Raw genomic sequence first — 25,159 nt, 5'->3', positions numbered from 1 at the left:
CCTATTGAGCAAAGCCAGGATCTAAGCGATGTGCTTTTCTGAGCATTGCAGGCCAAGCCAATTGACCACCAGTACTGCCACTGTGTACCACTTTAGCTTGATTATAAATATTATCTTGAATAGGCTGCGGAACCGGAATTGCAGGTTGACCCGTCGCCAAAATAGCGACTTGGATTTCACACGCCCTTTGCAAATCATAAAAGCGCATAAAGGCATCTCCTACCGTCGGCCCAACTGTTAATCCACCATGGTTTACTAACAGCATATGATTGGTATCACCAAGATCCGCTTGTAACCTTGCTTTTTCATCTTCATTTACCGCCAACCCTTCATAGCCATGGTAGGACAACGAAGGTAAAGAAAACATACTGTGTTGACTGAGAGGCTGTAATCCCCCCTCAAGACTTGCCACTGCGATCGTTTCTTTGGTATGTAAGTGAATAACACAATGAGCATCTTCACGTACTTCATGTATAGCACTGTGTATGGTAAAACCAGCAGGGTTTATCTCAAACGGCGTTTCATCAAGAATATTACCTTGCAAATCTACTTTGACTAAGTTTGACGCCGTTACTTCATCAAAACTCAGCCCAAATGCATTCACTAGATAGTGGTCGGTGCCAGGCAGCCTTGCTGACATATGCGTGTAAATTAAGTCACCCCAACGAAAATGCTCCACCAAGCGATAGCACGCTGCTAAATCCACTCGCAGCTGCCATTCTTCTTCGCTTACTTTACCTTTTAAACTCAACTCAGGTAGTTCAAACATTGTGGCTCCTTAAATCCGCCATGGTGATTTTAGATGTATAGAAGTCTAAATCACATAAAAAAATAGTTCAATACGCAGAATCAACTCTGCCTTATTTTATTAGTAACTAAAAAGCCACCTAAAACGGTGGCTTTTTCACTCTTGGCGGGCAAACTATTTTACCGTTGCAAGGTAAGCTGCTATCGCCTCAAGTTCCGCGTCAGAAACATTTGCAACCATAGCCTTCATCGCTGCAGACATGCCATTACTGCGTTTACCGGACTTAATGTCCTTCATTTGTGCCAATAGATACTCTTTGCTTTGCCCGTTTACTTTTGGATACAAAGGCATTATTGGTGCTTTTCCTTCAGCTCCATGACATGTTTGGCAAAGCTTTGCTGTATACAATGCTTTGCCATCGGCAGCCGCTACATTACTAGAAAGTAACGTCACAGTTGCTATGCTGGACGCGATTACGAGTTGCTTTAATTTAGTCATATCGTTTCTCTTATTTGACGGTTATTTACCCAGTGTAGTCGACCTAAAGCTTCTCTACACAATTACTTATCTAATTTAAAAGCAAACCTAGCCAATAAAAGAAACGAGCTGATTAAATTACCAAGTCAAGTCATCCGGAACTTCATATCCTGCGTATGGGTCGTCCTCATCCACTTGGCTGTTGCTGTCTTCAACATGGAACACTATGTACTTTTCATCTACGTCAGCAATTTTTCTTGCAGGCTCATCTTCTAAGACGTAGAACTGTCCTTCCAGCACACAAATTGCCAAGCGGCCTTTTGACAGTGCTTTTTGGGTTTGCTCGTTTACGTCCAGCTCTTTGACTTTGCTTTCATAAGTGAAATTAAATGTTCTTTCGCCTTTAATTTCTTCTTGGTTATGATGCTCTAAAATTTGTTTTACACGTGCCACTTGCTCACGCTCTTTCAAATCATCTTGCTTTGCTTTATTTAAAGCTTCTGCTTTTTGCTGTTGAGCAAGTTTGGTCTGCTCTATATGCTTTTGCAGATCTGTCTGGTCGCTCGTTGCGCCCTTCTTTTTTTTCTTTTTCTGTTGTTTGCGCTTTTCCGTTTTAGCGACTTTTGCTTTGTGCTCGGTCGTCAATCCCGCTTTTAGAAGCTGATCCTGTAGAGAACCCATAATGCCACTCCATCAATCTAAACTTGCAGCTATTTTAATACCAAAATTGGTAAATCTAAACAATTTCGTAAACTGTAAATCAAGTTTAAAGACTTGAGCAGTGTCTTTGTGTTTTAAAAGTCGCACCACACAACAAAATCTACCAAACTAGAAAAAAAAATTTATGATGCATGACAAGTTTTTATTACATTAAAGAGGAATTATTGCGTCAAAAGTAGATAATTAGATTGGTTATTTACCAGTAGAATAAAAATGTCGATATTTCACCTAATGCTCAGCTCTGTGGTCATATTTTTTGTGCTATACGCACCACAACCACTTCTCGCTCAATTTGCCCAATTGTATGCAACATCACCTGCAAATACTGGCCTATTAATGTCCGTTACAATGTTACCTTTGGCCATTGCCCCCATTTGCTATGGACTTTTTCTTGCTAATTACTCGAAGCTAAAATTACTTAAAGTGGCAATGATGCTATTAGCACTTTGCAGTGTACTCATAACTCTTCAGCAACGCTTTGAATTATTTTTACTCTTACGCTTTATTGAAGGCTTAATTCTTCCCGCAGCATTAACTGCTATGACCAGCTACATAGGTCAAACTTGGCAAGGTCAATGTCTAAGAAGAAATATGACTTGGTATGTGGGCAGTACAATTTTAGGCGGGTTTCTTGGTAGAGCACTTGCTGCAAACTTTGCCACATGGTGGAATTGGGAAAGCTTCTACATATTTAACGCTGCGCTACTCATTCTGATTTCTTTGCGTATCAAGCTTCCACCACTCGAAAATATAACAACACCTAAGGCATGTTCACCTAAAGATTATTTAAGGCCACTCAAACAGCCGTCGTTGTTACGTCTATATTGCGCTGTTTTTTGCATGTTTTTTTGCTTTTCGGCATTACTAAACTACCTGCCTTTTATACTGAGCAATGAATACAATTTAAAAGACCCCAAATTAATTGGTTGGGTTTATGGTGGGTATCTAGTCGGTGCGTTGCTCTCTATGTGTGCCCCATATTTAACCAAGTTACATAATAATAATTGGGTAATACTAACCGCGGTATTTGGGGTTTATTGCGTATCAATCAGTGCCATGCAATGGCAAAATTTAGGGGCTTTTATTGTACTATTCACGCTATTTTGTGCTTGTATGTTTATCATTCACGCAAGTGCTGCTCCGTTAGCAAATGAAATTAGTTCTGCCCATGCAAGCATTACAAATGGCGCCTATGTCTCTTTTTACTATAGTGGAGGCGCATTAGGGTCTTTTTTACCAGGGTTTATTTACCAAACAGCAGGTATTGAGATGTTTTTACTTAGCCTATTACTTATTTGTATTCTAGGCGCATACTTTACTTGGCTCAATTATCGTATAGGTAGTGAGACCCAACTCGGTCGATGACCTGTATGAGACCAAAACCTTTGCAAGTCGCTAAGCTTAATCACCCATGTTTTGTCATTTTCAAAAGGGTGACATTGCCATAGAGTCGCGCCTTCGAGTTCCTTATCTAACCACAACTCTACTTGCTGTGATTCATCATTATTTATCGCTAAAGCGGAAACACAACCGGGTTTTACCTTTAAATACTTAGCAAGTCGCTCAGTTGAACAAAACCCGAGCCGTGATACGCCCTGCTGCTTAGACAACGTTTTCAAATCTAGCTGTTTCTCCGCCAAGGTAATTACGAGGAAATGACGTTTACCATAGTTATCTCTCAAAAAGAGATTCTTTAGACCGACGCCTTTTCGCTCCAGTCCTATGCTTTTTGCTATATCACAATTCGCCAGTGGCGGGTGCTCATAACTTAAGTAGGTGATCTCCAACGCAGCTAAGCTTTGAGCAACGTCTATCGAAGTAGGCAATGTCACAAACAATGCCCTCGCAATTGCACACTGCGCTGACGCCAATAAACATTGTCTATGTCGTAACCGGCTTGGCAATAGGACTCTTTATTTAAAGCCTGCTCTAATAATTCAACCGCTGTTTCTTCCAATGCAAGCTTAAGTTCTGGTGACTCTTCTACTCGCTTAAACTCTGCAAATTCTTTCAATTCTCTTTTGGATACTGGCTTGTTTTTAGCTAGCTCCATTCTCGGAGTTGCTTTTACAGTCACAATAAATGCAAATTCAGATTCGCCTTTGTCATTCTTTCTTTTGTGTAAGGTTTGCTTTTCAACTTCAAATGCCTCTTCAGGCACTGAGCTACAAGCAACCAAACTCACAGATAAAAGCAGTAGTAGTAAGCGCTTCATAATATTCCTAACAAACAATTTTCTTCAGTGTATCAAAGCATAAAACGCTTGTAAGAAAAAATTTTTAGCGAAAAAACTTGACGTAGCAACAAAAAGTATTTAAATTTCGCCTCGTCCAAAAGACACGTTGGGGCTATAGCTCAGCTGGGAGAGCGCCTGCCTTGCACGCAGGAGGTCAGCAGTTCGATCCTGCTTAGCTCCACCAACTTCTTTTGCGATATTCCCAAGTAAAGTGGGGCTATAGCTCAGCTGGGAGAGCGCCTGCCTTGCACGCAGGAGGTCAGCAGTTCGATCCTGCTTAGCTCCACCACTTTCACTCTCTTTTTATTCCCTAATTTGACCTTCACCTTCAACTAAATACTTTTCAGTCGTTAAAGATTCAAGACCCATCGGACCATATGCATGTAATTTGGTTGTGGCGATACCTATTTCGGCACCTAGGCCAAGTTGTCCACCATCGCTAAACCGAGAAGAAGCATTTACCATTACGACAGAGGCGTCTACACACTGTTGAAATAGAGCGGCTGTTTTTTGATTTTTGGTGCAGATCACCTCGGTATGGTGACTACCGAATCGGTCGATATGTGCAAGAGCACCATTAAAATCATCCACAACAGCAATAGCAATTTCTAAATCTAAGTACTCTTCACCAAATTCATCATCAGACAACACTTTTACAGTGTTGAAATAGTTTGCTGCTTTTTCACAAGCATTTATCTTCACCTGCGCGCCCTCTAACGCAGCACTAACTTGAGGGAGAAACGCGCCAGCAATATCACGATGTACAAGCAAACACTCAAGAGCATTACATACCCCTGTTCTTTGAGTTTTACCATTCAGTAAAAGCGGCATCGCAATGTCTAAATCCGCATCAGCATCGACATATAGGTGACAAACGCCTTTGAAGTGCTGAATTACCGGAATTGCACTATTATTTGTCACGAATTCAATTAAACCCTCGCCACCACGCGGAATGATCAAGTCTATATCATCTTTTTGCTGCATCAGCTCAAGTAGCAAAGCTCTATCTGGATCTGGCACAACAGTGATAAGCTCTTCGGGTAATCCAAATTGGTTTAACACTTGATGCATAACTTTAGCGATGGCCAGCGAACTATTCAGAGCCTCTTTTCCACCGCGTAAAATTACACCGTTACCAGACTTAAAACACAATGCCCCGGCATCAGCAGTAACATTTGGCCGAGCTTCATAAATCATACAAATAACGCCCAAAGGCACGCGCATTTTGCGCACCAAAATTCCGCTTGGTTGACGGCCCAACTCTCTTGTTGTTCCAACTGGATCGGGGAGTTGCGCTATTTGTTCTACCCCAACGGCCATGTCATCTATCCGCTGTGTCGTTAAGGTCAGTCTATCTACCATGGCCGCACTTAGCTGATTCTGCTTGGCTGCATCGAGATCTTGCTGATTCGCTTTTAAAATTTCTTCAGACTGCGCTCGCAAAGCCGCTGCCAGCGCTTTAAGTACGGTATTTTTTTGTTCTGTGCTCAAGATTGCGAGCTGCTTTGCAGCTTTAGATGCATTTTTGGCGAGCTCTTCAATTAAACTCATTTTTCCTCTCATTCCCAATTTACTGATATCAACAGTGGTGTGTTTAACCTCTGCCCCCTGATAATAAGCAAGAACCTTCTTTCGGGTAAAGTGAATATTGCTTTTATATTGCACAGGTCTTTATTCATACGTATGCCCGTTGTCTCGGAAAATTTATCTATTTTTTAGGCGTTTATTCTCTTTTTTGACATATTTACTATGATATAACGATGCTACCACTATACTAATATTCAATACGCTAACTAAGCTGGAGAGTTTATGTCAGCTATTTTTATTGCGGCAATCGCCGTATGCTCTGTGATTGCTCAATGGCTCGCTTGGGTTGTGCGAGTGCCTGCGATTTTATTTTTGTTATTAACCGGGCTAATGTTAGGCCCTGTAACTGGTGTGCTGGATCCGGACAAATTACTGGGCGATTTACTGTTTCCAGTTGTCTCTCTGTCCGTCGCAATTATTCTTTTTGAAGGGTCTCTGACACTCCATTTTCGCGAGCTGAAGGGCATTGGTAAAGTCGTTCGAAATCTATGTTCCATCGGGATGCTCACAACATTTGTGATCATCACAGCCTGCGCAATATACATTTTAGAGCTCGACTGGCGTGTTGCAGCGGTTCTAGGGGCAGTGCTTGTCGTGACAGGACCTACAGTAATTGCCCCTATGCTCAATGCTATGCGACCAACCAAAGACATTGACCGTATCCTACGCTGGGAAGGCATTGTTATCGACCCAATCGGCGCGCTTTTCGCTGTCTTGGTATTTGAGGCAGTTAGTCTGGTCGATAAAGATGGTGTCTTTAGCCATACACTAATGGCACTATTATCCACTCTGGGAGTAGGTTTGAGTGTTGGCCTCGTATCAGGGTGGTTTACGAGCTATATCATTCGCAAAGAATGGTTACCATTTGAGTTGCATAAATTTGGTATTCTGGCATTAGTTTTAATGAGCTTTACCATATCCAATCACTTGAGTCATGAATCAGGGTTATTGGCTGTCACCGTGTTTGGTATTTGGCTTGCCAATCAAGATGATTTGGAAATCGACGCAGTTCTAGAATTTAAAGAAGATTTATCCATGATCTTGATTTCTAGCCTTTTCATTTTACTTGCAGCGAGGCTCAAAGTGGAAGAGCTGTTAATGTTAGACAGTGGAATATTTTGGTTTTTAGCCGTTGTTTTATTTGTTTCCAGACCGCTTAGTATTGCGGTCTCTACATTTAATAGCGATATCCCCCTGAAATCTCGTTTAATGCTGGCATGGATAGCACCACGGGGTATTGTTGCTGCTGCTGTGGGTTCGGTGTTCGCATTAAGTATGGCGCAATCTGGTACCCCAGATGCTCAAAAAATAGTGCCACTCATATTTACCGTTATTATCGTCACTGTCATATTACAGAGCCTCACGGCCACTCCGCTGGCCCGTTTACTTGGGGTTCGCCAGCCATGTCCAAGCACCTTACTCATTATTGGGGCAAACCATGTAGCTCGCGCTATTGCTTGTGGCCTAAAAGAGCAAAATATAGATGTGTACTTATCTGATCCTGCGTGGGAGAACTGCAAAATGGCCAGAATGGATGGGCTTCCGTGCTATTACGGTAACCCTCAGTCAGAACACGCTGAACGTTACTTACCTCTGACAAGCTTGCGCTCCGTTTTGGCTTTGTCTCCAAATAGGCATCACAATGCCTTGGGAGTACAGTATTTTTCCCATCTGCTGGATGAGGACAGCGTCTACTCCCTTAAATCGTCAACTAACCACGCAAAAGCGAACAAAGACAGCGCAACTTTTTTGTCTCGCCAAATACTCTTTGGTGAGACCGGAAACTACGCTAAATTAAGTAGCTTAATGGCAAAAGGCGGCAAAGTTAGTGCGACAAAACTCTCTGAAGAATTTAATTGGGAACAATATTTGGAAGTAAACAAAGAGGCAATCCCTTTGTTTATTATCTCTGAGCAGAAAAAAGACGAACCCCTTTCTGTGAGGCCATTTACTTCAGAGGATAAAAAGCTTCCTGAACAGGGCGACAAAATATTGGCGTTGCAACCACCCAAAATGTCTATTTTGAAAGACCCTGCAACTAAAGAAGCATCTATTGGGGAAAAGCTGAGTAGCTAAACTAGTTCGGTAGTCGAGCCCGTTTAATGACACTGGCGGGCATTTTTTCTGCTAGAGCTGACAAAGACATTTCAATTTGCTTATGAATATCTCTATCTGCTACAACCGCGTGAAATAACCAGCGATAAGCATCTTCATAATCACGAGGGCTACCAAAGCCCTTGTTGAACAAATCAACAAGGCGTAGTTGAGCGTTTAAATTACCAAGCGCTGCTGCTTCTCTGAGGTAAACAATTGCCATTGTTTTGTCAGCTTGGACTAATTGACCAACATCATAATAGCGCCCGAGTTGTTCTAATGCAGCTGCTAAGCCTTGCTGTGCAGCCTGACGCATATAATATAACCCCAGCTCTACGTCCTGCTCAACACAAACGGCATAGGCTAACATATCGCCATATAAAAACTGATATGAAGGTAACCCCATTATTTCTGCTCGGGCTTCAATATCTTGAACTAGTTGGCAATCATCATCTTTTACGCGTTTAAGATGGGCATTGTTATTAATTAACGTGATTAGCTCGTCTTGAGTGTAAAGCGGTACAGCTTCAATTTGTTCATTAGCCAAAGAGCTATAAGAACAAGCCACACTCGCAATAAAGAGGATATTTCGTAGTTTTGTCATCATCATACTTTGGCAAATACTATTGGACCTGTACTTCATAATACAAAAATTGTACCAAGTTAATGTAACTACAAATATTAGCCTAGTTATTACATAGGCACAAAAAAGGTATAGGCACAAAAAAGGTATAGGCACAAAAAAAGCTGCCGAAGCAGCTTTTTCTTAATTATTCGCCGAATGGGTTGCGAACAATCATCGTTTCTACTCGGTCTGGACCTGTCGAAATAATATCGATTGGAACACCGGTAATTTCTTCTAAGCGTTTAATGTAGTTAATCGCAGCTTCTGGTAACTGCTCAACAGAAGTTGCACCAAACGTATTCTCGCTCCAGCCTGGCATCTCTTCATATACTGGAGTTACTTTCTCGTAGCCTTCTGCTGCAAGCGGCGTTACGTTTGTAACTGTACCATCTTCTAACTGGTAGCCAGTACAAATCTTGATAGTCTCAATGCCATCTAGTACATCTAGCTTAGTCAGGCAGAAACCTGTGATGCTATTGATTTGTACTGCACGGCGCATTGCAACTGCATCAAACCAACCTGTACGACGCAAACGACCTGTTGTCGCGCCAAACTCATGGCCTTTCTCACCAAGGTGTTTACCAACTGGATCTTGTTTATCAAGACCGTCATATAATTCTGTTGGGAACGGACCTGAACCAACACGTGTTGTGTAAGCCTTCACGATACCAAGTACGTAGTTAAGGTTTAATGGACCAAATCCAGCACCTGTAGCAACACCACCTGCAGTCGTGTTAGAAGACGTTACATATGGGTAAGTACCATGGTCGATATCAAGCAGAGTACCTTGCGCACCTTCAAATAGGATGTTGTCGCCTTTTTCACGAGTCTGATCAAGAAGCTCAGTCACATCAACAACCATTGACTTAAGGATTTCAGCAATTTCCATTGCGTCATCGTAAGTTTTTTGGAAGTCTACAGGCTCTACCTTATAGTAGTGCTCTAAAGAGAAATTATGGTATTCGATAACTTCTTTCAGCTTAGCTGCAAATTGTTCTGGGTTGAATAAATCACCAACACGAAGACCGCGGCGCGCCACTTTATCTTCGTACGCAGGGCCAATGCCACGTCCAGTTGTACCGATCGCTTTGTTACCACGAGCAAGCTCACGAGCCTGATCTAGCGCAACATGGTAAGGAAGAATTAATGGACATGCTTCACTGATTAATAAACGCTCGCGTACAGGTACGCCACGCTCTTCAAGCATTTTCACTTCTTTCATTAAGGCATCTGGTGCCAAAACAACACCGTTACCAATTACACATTTTACGTTATCACGTAAAATACCAGATGGAATTAGGTGTAATACCGTTTTCTCACCATTGATAACCAAAGTATGTCCAGCATTGTGGCCACCTTGGTAGCGAACAACTAGAGAAGCCTTATCAGTCAGCAGGTCTACAACCTTACCTTTACCTTCGTCACCCCATTGGGTGCCTAATACAACGACGTTTTTACCCATTGCAATATCACTTAGAAAAAATTAGGCGCAGATTTTACCAGAAAAGCGAGGTGAAAATCACCCTGTTTCGGATGATTTTTCTTCAGTCAAATTGATATCTAGCAAAAGCGGTTGAATTAAATACAAAAAAGCCCATCTTACGATGGGCTTTTAACGCGATTATACGTCATTTCACAAACGCAATTACTTTGCTTGCTTTTGCTTCATATAATCAAAGAACTCACTGTCTGGTGAAAGTACCATCACATCGCTCTTACTTGTGAAGGTCTTTTTATACGCTTCTAATGAACGAATAAAACCAAAGAACTCAGGATCTTTGTTATAGGCTGAGGCATAAATATTCGCTGCTTCAGCGTCACCTTCACCTCGAACCGTTCTCGCATTTCGCTCAGCATCAGCCAACATTACCGTTACGCGACGGTCAACTTCTGCTCTGATTGTTTCCGCTTTTTCCTGACCTTCAGAGCGGTGCTCTTTTGCCACAGCGGTACGCTCAGCGCGCATACGTTGGAAGATAGAGTTACTTACTTCATTTGGTAAATTGATTTGTTTAACACGCACATCAAGCACCTCAATACCCAGCTCTTGGGCACTTTCTGACGCTTGTGCCAGCGCTTCTAGCATCAATTCACTACGTTCACCTGATACAATCTCTTTGATTGTTCTAGAACCAAAATTTGTTCTCAAGCCGTTATTTACTTTTTGCTGAAGTAGTGTTTCTGCGTATTGCTTGTCACCACGAGCACGTAGGTAAAAGTTAGAAAAATCACTTACGCGCCACTTTACGAAAGAGTCAACGATAAGGTCTTTTTTCTCACTTGTTACAAAGCGATCTGGCGCACCATCAAGCGTTTGAATACGCGCATCTAAATGACGTACTTGGCTGAAAAATGGTACCTTAAAATGCAAACCTGGTTCATAAACAACAGCGTTGTCTTGACTATCTTTTTGCACCTTACTAAAAAGCATGACGATCGCTCGCTGGCCTTCAGTGACCACAAATACCGAAGAAAAAGCCAGCAGGCCGCCTAGTATCAATAAGATAAAGCTAAAATTTCTCATCAATATTATCTCCCACTGTTAAAACGGTCTTGTGAAAATCTATCATTACCACTGTTCACAGTACTGTTACGTGACTGGCCTAGTGATTGACGCAATTGATTGATGTCATTTCGACTCGGTAGAGTAACAGCTGACGATGACTGCGACTGCTGCATGATTTTATCTAGTGGTAGATACATCATGTTATTACCGCCTTTCACATCAACAATCACCTTAGAGCTACGACCTAAGATCTCTTCCATCGTTTCGATGTAAAGACGCTCACGTGTCACTTCTTTTGCTGCCGCATATTCTGGTAATAGCTTTTCAAATCTAGCCACTTCACCCTGCGCTTCTAGCGTGATACGTTCTTTATATGCCTCTGCCTCTTGAGTCATACGAGTAACTTGACCACGTGCGCGAGGCTCAATTTCTCTTGCATACGCTTCAGCTTCACGAATGAAACGTTCTTCATCTTCTTGTGCAGCGATTGCATCATCAAATGCATCTTTAACTTCAGCAGGCGGGCGAGAGTCTTTGAAGTTGACGTCCGTTACGATTAAACCAAGATTATATGGCTCAATAATTTTATTTAGTTCATCCCAAGTACGCTGACGAACCTGCTCACGACCAGTGGTAAGCACTTGGTCCATGCGTGAATGACCGACGACATAGCGTAAAGCACTATCTAGTGCCTGCTGTAAACTGTGGTCCGCATCAGTCACACTGAAACGATATAAAGTAGGATCCACAACTCGATACTGAACTTCGAACTCAACACTCACCACGTTTTCGTCTTCAGTCAGCATAAAGCCGGATGCAGATAAAGATCGAACGGCTTCGATATCGATTGGAATAACACGCTCTACGAAAGTCATTTTCCAGCGTAAACCCGGCTCTGCAATTCGGTCAAATTTACCAAATTGAAGTACTATGCCACGTTCAGCTTCTTTGACGGTATAAATACCACTTAATGCCCATACAATCAGCGCAATGATGAAAATAAAGGTCACACCAGCTCCGCCAAGTCCGCCTTTGTTGTTACCTGGTTTACCACCAAATATACCGCCAAACTTATTGTTGAACTTACGGAATACCTCGTCCAGATCAGGTGGCCCTTGATCTCGACCACCGCGGTTTTTCCACGGGTCGTTATCATTGCCATTATTACCCGGTTCGTTCCAGGCCATAGCTATACTCCATTGTTATAAAATGAATTAAATTTAATCTATCAAAATTCACCCCATTCTAATAGAGAATTAGGATGAATTAGTAATTTTTTCAATTTTGAGCGATAAACCGCTCAATTTCTGGCCCTTGCTCTTTTTTGAGACGCTCCCAATCAGCTTGAGGTAACCTGACATCTAGCAACCAATTACCTTGCTCGTCATAGCTTTCACTATTCACCGCATTCAGATTAAAAAGCGCACCTCGTAGTTTTCCAAAAGCCGGAGGTACCACTAACTTGTTGCTAAACATTTTTTTAGCTAACAACTCTGAGATTGCCTGAGAAAGCAGCTCGACACCTTGGTTGGCCTGAGCTGAAAGCCATACCCTAATTGGCATGCCTTCTTCGTCTCGGTCAATTTTTGGCTGGATCTCTTCTACTAAATCAATCTTGTTATAAACCAAAAGCTGCGGAATTTCGTCCGCTTCAATCTCTTCGAGAACCGATTGTACCTGTTCTATATTTTCTTTTCTTCTGTGATCGGCAACATCCACCACATGCAATTGCAAATCTGCTTCTCTGGTTTCTGTTAAAGTTGCCTTAAAAGCTGCAACAAGGTCATGAGGTAAGTGCCTAATAAACCCTACAGTATCAGCTAGAATCACAGCACCAACATCATCAATTTCAAGTTTGCGTAATGTTGGGTCTAACGTTGCGAACAATTGGTCTGCTGCATAAACATCTGAATTTGTAATACGATTGAACAGTGTCGACTTACCCGCGTTCGTATATCCAACCAATGATACGGTCGGAATCTCGTTTCGGTTTCTCGCTCGACGGCCTTGCTCTCGTACCACTGCAACTTTGTCCAAACGCTTTCGAATGCTTTTGATTCTTTCTCTAAGTAAGCGACGGTCTGTTTCTAGCTGAGTCTCACCAGGTCCTCGCAGACCTATCCCGCCTTTTTGCCTTTCAAGGTGGGTCCAGCCTCTAATCAATCGAGTTGAAATATGTCTCAACTGAGCTAACTCAACTTGCAACTTACCTTCATGCGTTCGAGCTCGTTGCGCAAATATATCTAAGATAAGTGTAGTTCGGTCCAAAACACGACAACGGCAGACACGCTCTATGTTACGTTCTTGAGAAGGACTGAGTTGGTGATTAAATATAATGACGTCTGCTTTATAAGTTCTGACAATCTCGGCAATTTCTTCTGCTTTGCCCGTTCCGACAAACAGCTTGGGGTGAGGTGCCTGACGGCTGCCTTGCACAACCGCCACACTACTAACACCAGCAGAAGATACTAGCATTTCCAATTCTTGCAGATCTTCACGATCTCCTTCGTTAGGAAACTCTATGTGCACTAAGACTGCCTGTTCGCCGGCTTCATAACGGTCAAACAAGCAACATGCTCCTAATATCTATTAAAAATTGCCATCTTCATTTTGCTCTGCACCTTCATTTCCTTGTGTATTTTGGAAATTGACGGCTCTTGCAGGAACAACTGTTGAGATGGCGTGTTTGTAAACCATTTGATTCACGGTATTTTCTAGTAAAATCACGAATTGGTCAAAAGACTGAATTTTACCTTGTAATTTGATGCCGTTAACTAAAAAAATTGAAACTGGAATGCGCTCACGACGCAAGACATTCAAAAATGGGTCTTGTAACGATTGGCCTTTTGCCATTTTCTTATCCTTCGTTCTAGGTGTTATTATGTTGAGTTAGTTGAATAAATATCAACAAAATATTGGTTCAACTACTATTAGCTTAGCGAACTTAAAATTCGTTGCAAGTTTTCTTGCTCTCCGGTTTCTAACCAAGTTACCTCTGGCCAACTCCGAAGCCAAGTCAACTGCCGCTTTGCTAGTTGTCTGGTTGCGGCGATACCTCTGAAAACCATTTCATCATAGTCATATTCACCGGCTAAATGTTCCCACATTTGCCTGTATCCAACGCATCGGATAGAAGGCAAGTCAGGGTGTAAATCCTTTCGATTATATAAGGCCAAAACTTCGTTTTTAAACCCTTGTTCTAGCATTATTTTAAATCTTTTCTCAATTCGCTCATGGAGTATTTTACGATCACTCGGCGCGATAGCAAATTGATAAAAGTCGTAAGGCAATGTAGGTTGTTTCTCCTTTTGCAATACTGACATCGGTTTTCCTGTTATACGAAAAACCTCTAATGCCCGATTAATCCTTTGTGAATCGTTCTCACTAATTTTTTCTCCAGCTTGTGGATCTATCTGCATCAACTCTGCATGTAGCGCGGGCCAGCCCTTTTCTAAAGCTTCTTTTTCAAGTTCTGCACGCACCGAAATAGACGCCTCAGGTAACGGCGATAAGCCCTCGATTAACCCTTTAAAATACATCATTGTGCCGCCCACAAGCACCGGAACTTTTCCCTGCTCATGAAATCTCTCTATGCACGCAATCGCATCATTACGAAAATCAGCTACCGAGTAACTCTCTCGCGGGTCAATTAAGTCAATCAAGTGATGAGGCGCTTGTGCCAACTCGTCTTGATCTGGCTTCGCTGTACCTATATCCATCCCTTTATATACAAGTGCCGAATCAACACTAATAATTTCGGTGTTTAAGTGTTTACACAGCTCAATGGCCAAAGCAGTTTTACCTGCTGCTGTTGGTCCCATTAGGGTGATAACTGGTTTGTTCTGCAAACTAATAACCTTTCGGTAGTAAATCTAGAATATAATTTGGCTCTATTTTAACGGCTTTTGCAGTAATTGCTGCTTTGCTTTTCTGTTTTTTTAGCATTTTTTCACGTACCAACTCAAAATGTTGGGATCCAAAGTAGCTATCTGGCGTGTTCACCAATAACCAATCAACCCAATATTCTAAATCCAAAGCTGTCTCGGTATCTTGACTACAGGTTTCAACAAGTATTGAAACACACTGCCCCACATCCAGACTATACAAGCTAACGGGCAGCTTTTTGACCATTACATGATTGTCTTTAAACTGCATTTCAAAGCCCAACAGTGTTAACCATGAGCTGGCATTTTGTAGTAGCTCAGATTCAGCTTTAGTTTGGTTTACTCTCACAGGTAACAACAAAGCTTTGCCAAGCAGCGTTCCGTCTGACTCAATTTGCTCTCGCCACAGCGCCTTTAACCCATACCGACCATGAGTTAGCATTAACTGCTGTGACTCTTGCAGTAAAATCCCCCCCTGTGGTAACGCCATCCAGTGTGTTTGAGTACACTGTTCTGGATTATCTGAGACTTGTGGGCTTACTACGGAATCAGTTGAAACTTGCTCAATGCCTTTATCTTCATGGCTAAAGGCTTGATAGAGTTGGTTAACATTAACCTTTTTTTGCTGAGTGGCAGCTGAACTATACGCCCTACTAGGTCTTTCTGAATGACCTGCAGGCGAAGTTGATTGCTTGAATGCCCCTGCTCCCGCTGTGATTCTCTCGGCTTGCCTATCAATCGCGTCAGGCTCACGAACTTGAACATCACTCTGACGAAGAGGTGTTCTATATTCCTGATGAATAGGCTGAGGTTCTGGTTCTATCGGCAAATTTGGCTGCGCAGTATGTTCTAACGGCAACGCTTCAGGTCTATACTCTGGCTCTAACAAAGACGAAGGCTGTGGTTCAACGACTTGTTTAATTGCTTGAACAATAAAGTCGTGAACCAATCGCGCTTGATGAAATCGCACTTCATGTTTAGCAGGGTGTACATTGACATCTACCTGCCTTGGATCAAGATTTAAGTAAATCACAAACCCTGGTGTATCTTGGCTTCCAGTTGCCTCTTCAAAGGCTTGACGAATTGCGTGCAAAATTAACTTATCACGCATCATCCTGCCGTTTACATAAGTATATTGAGGCTGAGTATTACTGCCCAAGGGCAAAACCCACCCATAGAGCTCTAACCCCTCATAACCAGATTCAATAAAACTGGCTTCTCGCTGAAATACCCTACCAGCAACATGTGCTACTCGCTCAATACTGCGAGGGTTTGATTGCGAGCGAAACTGGCGCACTACTTTTTGATTGTGAGTCAAAGTAATGGCGACATCAAAACGACTGAGTGCAATACGTTTAACTAATTCATCAATGTGGCTAAACTCAGTTTTCTCTGTACGTAAAAACTTTCTTCTTGCGGGTGTATTAAAGAATAGGTCCTTAACCTCTATGGTCGTGCCATTGGGGTGAGCAGTTGGCTGGATTTGAACAGCCATATCTCTTCCCTCAGCACACGCCTGCCATGCGGTATCTTGGGATGACGGTTTTGAACTTAGAGTTAACCTAGATACTGAACTAATAGACGCTAAAGCCTCTCCCCGAAATCCCAATGAGGCAATGGCTTCTAAATCATCTAAATTCTTCAGTTTACTTGTCGCGTGGCGAGATAATGCTAAGGCCAATTCGTCTTTGATAATACCCGACCCATTGTCACGAATGCGTATGAGTTTATGGCCTCCACGTTCAATATCTATTTGAATACGTGTAGCGCCAGCATCAATACTATTTTCTACTAACTCTTTGACTACTGACGCTGGTCTTTCAACAACTTCACCAGCCGCAATTTGGTTCGCTAATCGAGCAGGTAATATCTCTATTGCCATCACTATCAAGCCTTAGGTATGGTCAATACTTGACCTATATGTAACGTGTTATTCTTCAGACGATTGACCTTTTTCAATGCGGACACAGTCGTTCCATACCTTGCGGCCAATAAACTTAAAGACTCTCCACGCTTAACTTTGTGATGAAGCGGTTTCTGTTCTTTTAGTCTTGCAAACAACGAATCATCTGGTGGATTTTTTTGGTAGTAACGCTTTATCGATACAAACACCGCATTTGCCAAGCGCTGCTGATGATAGGCTGTTTTAAGTTGCCTTTCCTCTTGCGGGTTAGATATAAATCCAGTTTCCACCAGAATTGATGGAATATCTGGTGATTTTAACACCCCAAAATTTGCCGCCTGAGGGCGCTTTTTGTGTAGCTTTGCGACCTTTTTCAGTTCAGACACTATCTCTTCCGCAACCTGGAACCCTGTTTTCATTGAGTGATCCATCGACATATCTAGCAAAGCCTTTGCTAAATACTTTTCGTTTTCTGTGTCTTTAATTACACCAGCCGCACCACCGAGTAATTGAGATTGCTTTTCTTTATTCTCAAGCCATTTACCTATCTCAGAATTCGCCCGGCGTAATGACAATGTCCATACTGATGCACCGCGAGGCTTGGGGCTCGAAAATGCATCAGCATGAATCGATACGAAAAAGTCTGCACGCCGAGTTCTGGCTTTAGCAGTACGCGTGTTCAATTTAAGGAAATAGTCTCCAGAGCGGGTCAACTGAGCAGACATGCCTGGCTCTTTGTTAATGAGTTTGGCTAAGCGCTTGGCGATCTGCAAAGTAATATGCTTCTCAAACGTGCCTGAGGGCCCGATAGAGCCTGGATCTTGCCCACCATGGCCAGCATCTATGGCAATTACTATATCTCTGTCGCGCTTTAATTCACGCTTTTTGTTCGTCGACTTAACTGGCGCAGCTTTTTTTTGACCATAAAGATCTACGACCAACCGGTTCGAGCTCGACCCTGTTGGAGCAAGTGCAAAAATCACAGGCTTAGTTGGTCCATTAAGTTCGAAAACCACTCGAGTCGCATTTTTCTTTTTTGGTTTGCTGTAGCGTATTTTACTGATAACTCGATGCTTTTTTGGAATAGCTGGCAACTTAGGTAGTTGTTTAGTATTTTCAAAATCAACCACGAGCCGAAGCGGTTTCTGTAAAACGAAATAACTAAATTCCGGTTTTTTAGACAAATCAAATACCACGCGCGTACTTTCAGCTGAAGGCCTAATACGCACATTATTAATGGCATTTTTAGCAAACGTCTGCGCTGCAAAAACCAGCAGCACAAACATGATTATTATATTTATATATTTACTATGTGCACTACGCATAACTACTTATAGTTGCCAATAATTGCTTTCCTCGTTCACTGTGTGCTTTCAAAGTTGCGCTTCTCGCGTCGCCTTCATAAGCCAAGTAAACATCAATATCTGGATTTGGAATGTATCCATGTCCCTTTTCAGGCCACTCTACTATACACACAGCTTGTGTAGAAAAGTAATCCCTAATTCCCATAAACTCCAATTCTTCTGGATCCCCTAAGCGATACAAATCAAAGTGGTAAACCAAGCGTTCAGGTAATTCATACGGTTCAACGAGAGTATAGGTCGGGCTTTTTACATTGCCCACATGCCCTAAACCTTGCACCAAGCCTCTGGTCATTGTGGTTTTACCAGCGCCCAGATCACCGTGCATATAAAAAACGGCCCCTTCAGAAATTGAAGACGCTAATTGCCTACCTAATGCAATCGTTGCATCCTCATCAGCCAATGAAAGTTGCAAAGTATCGTTTTGGCTCATCCCATAATACCTCTAATATGGACAAATAAATCACTCGCGAGCAACCCTAATTGACCATCGCGAGCTGCTTGTTCAGCTGCAAGACCATGAATATACACACCAAGTGTGGCCGCTTCAAACCTATTCAAGCCTTGTGCCAATAAACCTGCAATTATACCAGATAATACATCGCCCATCCCAGCACTCGCCATCGCTTCAGAGCCTGAGCGGTTAATGTTTGTTCGCTTTCCATCGACAATCAGGCTTCCAGGGCCTTTAAGTACAATACAAGCTGCATACTGCTTGCTTAACATCTCAGCTAACTCAAACCGTTTTGCCGTATCAATAGAGCTATCATCTAGCAACCGCTTTGCTTCTCCAAGGTGGGGCGTTAAAATTGCTCTTAACCATGGGAGGTGACTTTGCGCCAATAAGTTGATGCCATCGGCATCACACACAACTGGTCCCTCGAATTTTTTCGCGGCATTAAATAGTTTGCGAGCCCAAGCATCTTGCCCAAGACCTGGACCTATCACCACTACATCAACCTTTGCCAATAAAGCCTCAAGCTCAGCAACAACCGAAATCCCATGAACCATTAACTCATATCGCCCCTGCAATACCGCTTGTTGATTCTCAGGGTGAGTTGCCACCGACACCAAACCAGCCCCAGTTCGTAGGCAAGCTTCTGCAGCCAATCTAATAGCACCAGCCATTCCTTTTCCTCCTCCAATTAGAAGAACATGGCCACATTTATTTTTATAGCTATCAGGTGCCCTGTGAGGACGCAGTGAACGTAAATATTTGCCACCGGGGTAGCAGCAATTTGTATGAGACAAATCGCCAAAGGCATCCGCTATACCAAGGTCCGCGAGCAACACTTCACCGCTATAACTCGGCGCACCTCCTGTCAACATCCCCTGTTTAAGAGCGATAAAAGTCAACGTTGTATCAGCGTGAAATGTACCTTCAGCCACTTCCGCAGTTGTTCCATTAATGCCACTGGGAATATCCACGGCGAGCTTCCACGCTTTACTTGTGTTGAAATGCGCAAATGCTTCTTTAACGTGACAAGGCAATTCGCCGCGAAAACCAGTGCCAAAAACAGCATCAACCACAGTATCGTACGACTTTTCAGCACAAGACCTTAACGCGACAACCTTACCACCACTGCGACAAAACAATTGGTAGGCTTCTGCGGCATCGCCTTTAAGTAATGTGGGTTCAAATAAGGCACACACAGTTACGTTGATTTCAGCTTGCAAACAGCGTTTTGCCAGCACAAATCCATCTCCAGCGTTATTGCCTTTCCCTGTAAAAATTAGAATGTTTTTAACCGCTTTGTTGCGGATAAGTTCGAACAACGCCAGACCTGCTCTTTGCATGAGTTCTCTAAGCGTTGTGCCTGAATTTAATGCTGCCTGTTCCTCATGAAGCTTTACTTCTTGGGCGCAGTAAGCAATCTGTGGTAAATTATGCGTGTATTGACCTTGCAAGATAGACATTCCGTGAATAAAGCCAAACCTACTATTAACTATACTGAACTTGCAGAAAAAATTAAGTATTGGGGCAAAGAATTAGGCTTTGCTGAAGTAGGTATAAGTGATATCGACTTAAGTGAACATGAAAACCAACTGCAACGCTGGCTCGACTTAGGCTATCACGGCGAAATGGAATATATGGCTGCACATGGCATGAAACGGGCTCGCCCAGCCGAATTGGTGCCAGGAACACAAAGCATAGTGACGGTTAAAATGAATTACCTACCTCCTGATGCGAGTTTTGCCAAAGCATTAAAAAATAGTACCACCGCTTATATCAGCCGATATGCTTTGGGGCGTGATTACCACAAAGTACTCAGAAACCGCTTAAAGAAACTTGGCCAACGTATTGAAAAGGAGGTCGGGCAATATGGATTTCGCCCATTTGTAGATTCTGCACCAGTATTAGAGCGACAAATCGCTGAAAAAGCAGGATTGGGTTGGCGTGGAAAAAATAGTCTACTCATTCATAAGCAAGCTGGTTCTTGGTTTTTCCTTGGTGAGCTATTCGTAGATCTACCATTGCCTGCTGACGAAAAGAAAGTTGAAGAAGGTTGTGGAAAATGTAATGCCTGCATCAGCCTTTGCCCTACTGGCGCGATTGTGGAACCTTATGTTGTCGATGCTCGGCGCTGCATCTCCTACCTGACAATAGAGCTTCAAGGCGCTATTCCAGAAGAATTTCGGCCTTTGTTAGGTAACCGAGTTTATGGTTGCGATGACTGTCAACTCGTTTGTCCTTGGAATCGATTTGGTCAACTGACAGAAGAAGCAGACTTTCATCCACGAAAAACAATCAAAGATAGAGAAATGCTTGAGCTATTTGCCTGGGACGAAAATACATTTTTAAAAAATACCGAAGGTAGTCCTATCAGGCGTATCGGCCATGAACGCTGGCTGCGAAACTTGGCAGTGGGGCTTGGCAATGCAAATTATGACGAACGCATCGTAAAAGCGCTCACAGACAAATTGGATTTTGTTACGCCACTGGTTGAGGAGCACATTCGCTGGGCACTCACACAGCAACAGCAAAAGCAGTCCGATGAACGCAAAAAGGCAAGACTGATCCGCATTGTTGAAAAAGGCTTGCCTAGGGATGCTTAATACGCTTTACGGCGTACCATCTTTATTAGTCAATAAACATAAGTCGTTTTCAATTTCAGAAAACGCTTCTTTGACCTGTGAAATAGCCTCTTCTCTTGCCACTGAACTTTGAATCGCTTCGTCAATATGGCGAAATATAAAAACTTCTTGGTCTTCGTCTAACCCCATCGTTGGAATACGCGATTCAAACAATTCTTGCAGCCGTTTAAAGATTGCCTCATTTTGGGAGCGATTATTATTTAACATGGATAATAATCCAGTGAATTTACTATGAATTGTTTTAATTGCGCCATTCAGCTCTGACTGCTGGGAGAGCAGTTGATTTTTGGTCAGAATAGACATTAATTGCTGCTCTGTCACACTGACTATAAAGCAAATATGGTCACGTATGCGTCCATGCTTGTCAGGGTCTTCTGAAGGCATATTCAATATTAATACGCTCAGCAGTTCATAGTTCACGAGTATTCGGCTGGTAAATTCATGAAGTCGACCTTTTGAGTGCAAAATTTCAAACAGCTCTACTACAATGGGCGAACACATTCCCGTTGACGCAAAGTGTAGCCGCTCCCCTTCTACCCGCATTTCTATGTTGCAACTCAAACCAAAATTAGCCAAGCAACCAATTAACGCATCCGCTAACTCAGAAACATCTTGAATGGCACCGACTTGCTCCACAAAGTTGACGATTTGTCCCATTTCACTGCTGGTTGCCATTGCGCTAAAAGCGGTAGTCGTGGCGTCTTCAACTTGTTGCTCTAGTATATCCTTTTCCAATAACATCTGACCTAGGTGCAATAGTTTAGCTTTTAACTCACTATGCCCAAAGGGCTTAACAATATAGTCTTCTGCACCGACGGAATAGCCCTCCATGCGCTCCTCAACAGACCCCCGAGCAGAAACAAACATCACAATAATATGTTGCAAGTCAGGGTTGGACTTGATGGTTTTACACACTTCATACCCGCTCATCTGTGGCATGCTTACGTCCAATAAAATGACTTGAGGATCGAATGCTTCAACGATTTCCAAACACTCCTGTCCGCTGATAGCTGTTTTTACTTCGAAATCCAAATCTTCCAGGATTTCTTCGATGATTTCTAGATTGAAAGGTTCGTCATCCACTGCCAGAATTCGTTGTAATGCCATCGCTAAATGTCCTTTTGAGTTTTATTACTAATAGTTATAGACAGTGATCCTACCTGTTGCTAGTCAGAGGTGCTTTTTGGTAACTCAATAACAAATTCAGCCCCACCTGAATCACTGTTTCGTGCATAAATGCATCCTTTATGCAATAAAATGAACTCTTTACATATCGCAAGCCCTAATCCTGTGCCCCCAGCTCCAGAGTTAGTTTTACTACTTTGCGCAAATTTATCAAAAATGTGCTCCAACTCATCAGGCGGAATACCAACACCTTGATCACAAATGGTCAAATACAGTTTACCATCGTCCGTCGATAGGTAGACTTGCACTTGGCTATTATCTGGACTGAACTTCAATGCATTACCAAGCAGATTACGAACCACCTGTATCATTTGGTCTCGATCACAATAAAGTGTAATGTTTTTATCATCCGCATGCAGATTGATGACAATGCCCTTCTCCATGGCCGAACCAGAGACATCCTCAATGCCCTCTTGTAGCAAAGACACAAAGTTGTTGTTGCTTGGGTTAAAAGGAAATCGACCCGCGTCAAGTTTGGATAGATCCAATAAATTATTCAGCAGCATCAAGAGGCGCTCACCACTGGTTTCTATTCTCGACAAATACTTGTTTAGTTTGTCTATTGGCGCCTCTTTTGCTTGCAGCTTGTCTAACCCAAAGCGGGCAAAACTCAAAATTGAATGCATAGGTGTCCTGAGTTCATGAGACATATTTGCTAGAAACTCAGATTTACTAATATTTGCACGCTCGGCCGCTTCTTTGGCCGATTGTAATTGATAAGTTCTGGCCTGAACTTCTGCTTCTAAGACCTCTTTTGCTTCTTCAAGTAATTGTTGTTTGCGCTTTAAATGCGCCACATTTTTGAAAATAGCTGCAAGCGCTATTTCGCCATGATGGTCTATTTCAATAAACGTTCCCATTAAGGGTATGGATATTCCATCGTTTCTTGGCAGTACCAGGTCGCAGTCAAAATGCCGAGCAATCAAACTAGTTTCGATACAATTTTGTAGTGCTTCTACGGACTGTCTTTCAAATAAATTGAAGATAGAATGCGCTTCTAACTCTTCGGCGTTTAATCCAAATAGGTTCAAACATGCATCATTCGCTTCTATAACATAGCCTTTGAGATTAAAAAGCATAATGGGATCAGGTGTATGCTTGTAGATAACTCTAAGTAAGCTATCACGCTCTATCAATGCATCAACCGTGTCTTGAAGGCGCTCAACTAACTCTTGGTTATGCCTCCTTAACAGCTCAGTCTGCCAGAGCTTATGGAGCGATTGCAGCAGCGAGTTTTCATCAACGGGTTTAGTCAGCACGTCTTCAACCCCTTGCCGAATTGCTTTGAGCATATCCACTTGGCTTTCGCGGGATGTCATCAGCAGGCAGCGGCAATTGACATGAACTTGCCGCACTACATCAAATATATCCAACCCAGTTTCACGCTCTAAATTAAAATCACAGATAAGCAGATCAAATTGATGCTGCTTTATTAGGGTTTCGACTTCTTTTGCACAACTCGCAGTTTTCACATCCAGCTGTGCCCCCCTTAAACTCACCGAAAGCTGTTTTAGTCGACTTGGTAAATGGTCGACTAAAAGCACCTTGGGAAGTAAGAGCTGGGCTTGCTCACCTATTTCCAACACGCGTTCAAGTAGACCAGTAATTTCCTTATTACCGAAAAATGGGTAAATCACGATGGCATTTGAAAGCACCCGGTTCAACTGGCTAAACGCGCTCAAGTGCTCCGAATTTTCGGGTTTAGGTGCGAGGAGAATGATTTTTTCATGCTGACTGAGTCGCTCTAACGTATCAAAGTACTCTTGAGGAATACCATGCGCAATTGCAATCACGTCAAAGTAGCTAAACTCAGTTTCTGCGTCCAATGACTCGTAGTGAATATGCTCAACTTCGCTGCCCAATAGCTCAAATAGTACTTTAATGCGCATTGCTAAAACACTATTACTATCTATGATCAAAACCTTATTCGACATAGTAACGTCCTGTATCCATAGTAAGATCCAGTGTAGTTCAAATAATTCAAAGCAAAGAAAATTTTATTGTAATAAAAAGGTCAATTAAACTGTCCATGTAAATATGCCTATTAGTACGTGTTTCGAAAACAGATTGAAATGTCCTCAGCCCGTACTGAACTATTTTTATATACCAGCGTATAACAAAGAAAAACACGGAAAACATCATGATAAAACAAACTATTTTTGCAGTTGCGATCGCACTTGCTAGTCCATTGTCGTTCGCTAATTGCGACGATTTCACAAACGTTGAGTTGAGAAAGTTACGCTCCAAAGACACAGTTAACCTATGTCAGTTTAAAGACAAGCCTTTATTACTGGTCAATACAGCAAGTAACTGTGGATTCACGGGACAATTCGAAGATTTGGAAAAGCTGCATCAAAAATATAAAGACAAAGGATTAGTTGTTATTGGGTTCCCTTCAGATGACTTTTTCCAAGAAGAAAACGACGAAGCCGATACTGCAAAAGTTTGTTTTATTAATTACGGTGTAACCTTTACCATGATGGCAACCAGCGACGTTAGAGGCGATGACGCCAATCCAATATTCAAACACCTAGGAGAACAAGCTGGCTCGCCAAAGTGGAACTTTTACAAATACTTAGTCTCAGCAGACAGAAAAGAGATCCAACGCTTTGGTAGCAGAACAAAACCACTATCAGAAGAAGTTATCACTGCGATTGAAAAGGAAATCAGGTAAAAGCATGCGTTTTTGATACTTTTGAATTAGAATAAGGTATGAACTAAATTGAGGCAAGCATGG

Annotated in this window: 23 protein-coding genes and 2 tRNA genes; 6 read left to right on the top strand and 19 right to left on the bottom strand. The window is 42.4% G+C overall.

Features of this window, described 5'->3' with window-relative positions; all coding sequences use genetic code 11:
• Position 1: 1 nt before the first annotated feature.
• The 3 genes from N475_RS16390 to N475_RS16380 all read right to left on the bottom strand — a co-directional run bounded on the left by N475_RS16390 (position 2) and on the right by N475_RS16380 (position 1,906).
• Positions 2-769, bottom strand: coding sequence for a class II aldolase/adducin family protein (locus N475_RS16390; RefSeq protein ID WP_063358832.1), 768 nt, complete (start codon positions 767-769; stop codon positions 2-4).
• Between the two features lie 153 nt (positions 770-922).
• A complete protein-coding gene (locus N475_RS16385; RefSeq protein WP_063358831.1) occupies positions 923-1,246 on the bottom strand; it encodes a c-type cytochrome in 324 nt (107 codons plus the stop codon).
• Positions 1,247-1,363: 117 nt separating this feature from the next.
• Positions 1,364-1,906: a DUF2058 domain-containing protein gene (locus N475_RS16380; protein ID WP_063358830.1), complete on the bottom strand. Its 543-nt coding sequence runs from the start codon at positions 1,904-1,906 to the stop codon at positions 1,364-1,366.
• 252 nt (positions 1,907-2,158) lie between these two features.
• Here N475_RS16380 and N475_RS16375 point away from each other — a divergent pair, with 252 nt between their 5' ends.
• Positions 2,159-3,310 (top strand): MFS transporter, encoded by a 1,152-nt coding sequence (locus N475_RS16375; protein ID WP_063365600.1) that lies wholly within the window; start codon positions 2,159-2,161, stop codon positions 3,308-3,310.
• Here the strand turns inward: N475_RS16375 and N475_RS16370 are convergent.
• Both N475_RS16370 and N475_RS16365 read right to left on the bottom strand, forming a co-directional pair.
• On the bottom strand, positions 3,274-3,777 hold the full coding sequence (locus tag N475_RS16370) for a prolyl-tRNA synthetase associated domain-containing protein (RefSeq protein ID WP_227008379.1): 504 nt from the start codon (positions 3,775-3,777) through the stop codon (positions 3,274-3,276). The genes N475_RS16375 and N475_RS16370 overlap by 37 nt on opposite strands.
• On the bottom strand, positions 3,774-4,160 hold the full coding sequence (locus tag N475_RS16365) for a hypothetical protein (protein ID WP_063358828.1): 387 nt from the start codon (positions 4,158-4,160) through the stop codon (positions 3,774-3,776). The genes N475_RS16370 and N475_RS16365 overlap by 4 nt, the downstream gene beginning before the upstream one ends.
• 129 nt (positions 4,161-4,289) lie before the next feature.
• On the opposite strand from N475_RS16365, the gene N475_RS16360 reads away from it, so the two are divergent.
• Positions 4,290-4,365: transfer RNA gene (locus N475_RS16360), tRNA-Ala, on the top strand.
• Between the two features lie 29 nt (positions 4,366-4,394).
• A tRNA-Ala gene (locus N475_RS16355) sits at positions 4,395-4,470 on the top strand.
• 14 nt (positions 4,471-4,484) lie between these two features.
• Here N475_RS16355 and N475_RS16350 read toward each other — a convergent pair.
• Positions 4,485-5,732, bottom strand: a complete 1,248-nt coding sequence (locus N475_RS16350; protein ID WP_063358827.1) for a glutamate-5-semialdehyde dehydrogenase — start codon at positions 5,730-5,732, stop codon at positions 4,485-4,487.
• A 258-nt stretch (positions 5,733-5,990) separates the two neighbouring features.
• Here N475_RS16350 and N475_RS16345 point away from each other — a divergent pair, with 258 nt between their 5' ends.
• Positions 5,991-7,844, top strand: a complete 1,854-nt coding sequence (locus tag N475_RS16345) for a cation:proton antiporter (protein WP_063358826.1) — start codon at positions 5,991-5,993, stop codon at positions 7,842-7,844.
• A 1-nt stretch (position 7,845) separates the two neighbouring features.
• Here N475_RS16345 and N475_RS16340 read toward each other — a convergent pair whose 3' ends face one another.
• The 11 genes from N475_RS16340 to N475_RS16290 all read right to left on the bottom strand — a co-directional run bounded on the left by N475_RS16340 (position 7,846) and on the right by N475_RS16290 (position 20,058).
• Positions 7,846-8,466, bottom strand: a complete 621-nt coding sequence (locus N475_RS16340) for a tetratricopeptide repeat protein (protein WP_063358825.1) — start codon at positions 8,464-8,466, stop codon at positions 7,846-7,848.
• A 166-nt stretch (positions 8,467-8,632) separates the two neighbouring features.
• Positions 8,633-9,949, bottom strand: a complete 1,317-nt coding sequence (locus tag N475_RS16335; protein WP_063358824.1) for an adenylosuccinate synthase — start codon at positions 9,947-9,949, stop codon at positions 8,633-8,635.
• Between the two features lie 183 nt (positions 9,950-10,132).
• The gene (hflC, locus tag N475_RS16330) at positions 10,133-11,011 is read right to left on the bottom strand and encodes a protease modulator HflC (RefSeq protein WP_063358823.1); all 879 of its coding nucleotides are present in this window, start codon (positions 11,009-11,011) and stop codon (positions 10,133-10,135) included.
• Positions 11,012-11,016: 5 nt separating this feature from the next.
• The gene (hflK, locus tag N475_RS16325) at positions 11,017-12,180 is read right to left on the bottom strand and encodes an FtsH protease activity modulator HflK (protein WP_063358822.1); all 1,164 of its coding nucleotides are present in this window, start codon (positions 12,178-12,180) and stop codon (positions 11,017-11,019) included.
• A gap of 91 nt (positions 12,181-12,271) precedes the next feature.
• Positions 12,272-13,561 (bottom strand): ribosome rescue GTPase HflX, encoded by a 1,290-nt coding sequence (gene hflX / locus N475_RS16320; protein ID WP_063358821.1) that lies wholly within the window; start codon positions 13,559-13,561, stop codon positions 12,272-12,274.
• Positions 13,562-13,582: 21 nt separating this feature from the next.
• Positions 13,583-13,846 carry an RNA chaperone Hfq gene (gene hfq / locus N475_RS16315; RefSeq protein ID WP_039611821.1) on the bottom strand — a complete coding sequence of 88 codons (264 nt, stop codon included), beginning with the start codon at positions 13,844-13,846 and terminating at the stop codon, positions 13,583-13,585.
• 77 nt (positions 13,847-13,923) lie between these two features.
• Complete coding sequence (gene miaA, locus N475_RS16310) at positions 13,924-14,814, bottom strand: tRNA (adenosine(37)-N6)-dimethylallyltransferase MiaA (RefSeq protein WP_063358861.1); 891 nt, start codon at positions 14,812-14,814, stop codon at positions 13,924-13,926.
• A 28-nt stretch (positions 14,815-14,842) separates the two neighbouring features.
• Positions 14,843-16,759 carry a DNA mismatch repair endonuclease MutL gene (gene mutL / locus N475_RS16305; RefSeq protein WP_063358820.1) on the bottom strand — a complete coding sequence of 639 codons (1,917 nt, stop codon included), beginning with the start codon at positions 16,757-16,759 and terminating at the stop codon, positions 14,843-14,845.
• A 5-nt stretch (positions 16,760-16,764) separates the two neighbouring features.
• Complete coding sequence (locus N475_RS16300; protein WP_244951734.1) at positions 16,765-18,066, bottom strand: N-acetylmuramoyl-L-alanine amidase; 1,302 nt, start codon at positions 18,064-18,066, stop codon at positions 16,765-16,767.
• Positions 18,067-18,097: 31 nt separating this feature from the next.
• Positions 18,098-18,574 carry a tRNA (adenosine(37)-N6)-threonylcarbamoyltransferase complex ATPase subunit type 1 TsaE gene (gene tsaE, locus N475_RS16295; protein ID WP_063365598.1) on the bottom strand — a complete coding sequence of 159 codons (477 nt, stop codon included), beginning with the start codon at positions 18,572-18,574 and terminating at the stop codon, positions 18,098-18,100.
• A complete protein-coding gene (locus N475_RS16290) occupies positions 18,571-20,058 on the bottom strand; it encodes an NAD(P)H-hydrate dehydratase (protein ID WP_063365597.1) in 1,488 nt (495 codons plus the stop codon). The genes tsaE and N475_RS16290 overlap by 4 nt, the downstream gene beginning before the upstream one ends.
• Here N475_RS16290 and queG point away from each other — a divergent pair.
• Positions 20,029-21,198 carry a tRNA epoxyqueuosine(34) reductase QueG gene (queG, locus tag N475_RS16285; protein WP_081216058.1) on the top strand — a complete coding sequence of 390 codons (1,170 nt, stop codon included), beginning with the start codon at positions 20,029-20,031 and terminating at the stop codon, positions 21,196-21,198. The genes N475_RS16290 and queG overlap by 30 nt on opposite strands.
• A gap of 6 nt (positions 21,199-21,204) precedes the next feature.
• On the opposite strand, the gene N475_RS16280 is transcribed toward queG, so the two are convergent.
• Both N475_RS16280 and N475_RS16275 read right to left on the bottom strand, forming a co-directional pair.
• Positions 21,205-22,344: a response regulator gene (locus tag N475_RS16280; protein ID WP_063358815.1), complete on the bottom strand. Its 1,140-nt coding sequence runs from the start codon at positions 22,342-22,344 to the stop codon at positions 21,205-21,207.
• 59 nt (positions 22,345-22,403) lie between these two features.
• Complete coding sequence (locus N475_RS16275; RefSeq protein ID WP_063358814.1) at positions 22,404-24,356, bottom strand: ATP-binding protein; 1,953 nt, start codon at positions 24,354-24,356, stop codon at positions 22,404-22,406.
• Between the two features lie 206 nt (positions 24,357-24,562).
• Here N475_RS16275 and N475_RS16270 point away from each other — a divergent pair, with 206 nt between their 5' ends.
• A complete protein-coding gene (locus tag N475_RS16270) occupies positions 24,563-25,096 on the top strand; it encodes a glutathione peroxidase (RefSeq protein WP_081216057.1) in 534 nt (177 codons plus the stop codon).
• The last annotated feature ends 63 nt before the right edge of the window (positions 25,097-25,159 follow it).

Source organism: Pseudoalteromonas luteoviolacea DSM 6061 (assembly GCF_001625655.1).
Taxonomy (GTDB): domain Bacteria; phylum Pseudomonadota; class Gammaproteobacteria; order Enterobacterales; family Alteromonadaceae; genus Pseudoalteromonas; species Pseudoalteromonas luteoviolacea.
This window is presented reverse-complemented; position numbering and strand designations above follow the sequence as displayed.

Coding starts and splice junctions, on each gene's coding strand:
- tsaE (WP_063365598.1), bottom strand. CDS start 18,574: ATGAGCCAAAACGATACTTTGCAACTTTCATTGGCTGATGAGGATGCA.
- N475_RS16375 (WP_063365600.1), top strand. CDS start 2,159: ATGTCGATATTTCACCTAATGCTCAGCTCTGTGGTCATATTTTTTGTG.
- hflK (WP_063358822.1), bottom strand. CDS start 12,180: ATGGCCTGGAACGAACCGGGTAATAATGGCAATGATAACGACCCGTGG.
- N475_RS16335 (WP_063358824.1), bottom strand. CDS start 9,949: ATGGGTAAAAACGTCGTTGTATTAGGCACCCAATGGGGTGACGAAGGT.
- hflC (WP_063358823.1), bottom strand. CDS start 11,011: ATGAGAAATTTTAGCTTTATCTTATTGATACTAGGCGGCCTGCTGGCT.
- N475_RS16390 (WP_063358832.1), bottom strand. CDS start 769: ATGTTTGAACTACCTGAGTTGAGTTTAAAAGGTAAAGTAAGCGAAGAA.
- N475_RS16280 (WP_063358815.1), bottom strand. CDS start 22,344: ATGGCATTACAACGAATTCTGGCAGTGGATGACGAACCTTTCAATCTA.
- N475_RS16270 (WP_081216057.1), top strand. CDS start 24,563: ATGATAAAACAAACTATTTTTGCAGTTGCGATCGCACTTGCTAGTCCA.
- N475_RS16290 (WP_063365597.1), bottom strand. CDS start 20,058: ATGTCTATCTTGCAAGGTCAATACACGCATAATTTACCACAGATTGCT.
- miaA (WP_063358861.1), bottom strand. CDS start 14,814: ATGGGACCAACAGCAGCAGGTAAAACTGCTTTGGCCATTGAGCTGTGT.
- N475_RS16300 (WP_244951734.1), bottom strand. CDS start 18,066: ATGTTTGTGCTGCTGGTTTTTGCAGCGCAGACGTTTGCTAAAAATGCC.
- N475_RS16365 (WP_063358828.1), bottom strand. CDS start 4,160: ATGAAGCGCTTACTACTACTGCTTTTATCTGTGAGTTTGGTTGCTTGT.
- queG (WP_081216058.1), top strand. CDS start 20,029: ATGCGTGTATTGACCTTGCAAGATAGACATTCCGTGAATAAAGCCAAA.
- N475_RS16350 (WP_063358827.1), bottom strand. CDS start 5,732: ATGAGTTTAATTGAAGAGCTCGCCAAAAATGCATCTAAAGCTGCAAAG.
- N475_RS16380 (WP_063358830.1), bottom strand. CDS start 1,906: ATGGGTTCTCTACAGGATCAGCTTCTAAAAGCGGGATTGACGACCGAG.
- N475_RS16385 (WP_063358831.1), bottom strand. CDS start 1,246: ATGACTAAATTAAAGCAACTCGTAATCGCGTCCAGCATAGCAACTGTG.
- mutL (WP_063358820.1), bottom strand. CDS start 16,759: ATGGCAATAGAGATATTACCTGCTCGATTAGCGAACCAAATTGCGGCT.
- N475_RS16345 (WP_063358826.1), top strand. CDS start 5,991: ATGTCAGCTATTTTTATTGCGGCAATCGCCGTATGCTCTGTGATTGCT.
- hfq (WP_039611821.1), bottom strand. CDS start 13,846: ATGGCAAAAGGCCAATCGTTACAAGACCCATTTTTGAATGTCTTGCGT.
- N475_RS16340 (WP_063358825.1), bottom strand. CDS start 8,466: ATGACAAAACTACGAAATATCCTCTTTATTGCGAGTGTGGCTTGTTCT.
- N475_RS16275 (WP_063358814.1), bottom strand. CDS start 24,356: ATGTCGAATAAGGTTTTGATCATAGATAGTAATAGTGTTTTAGCAATG.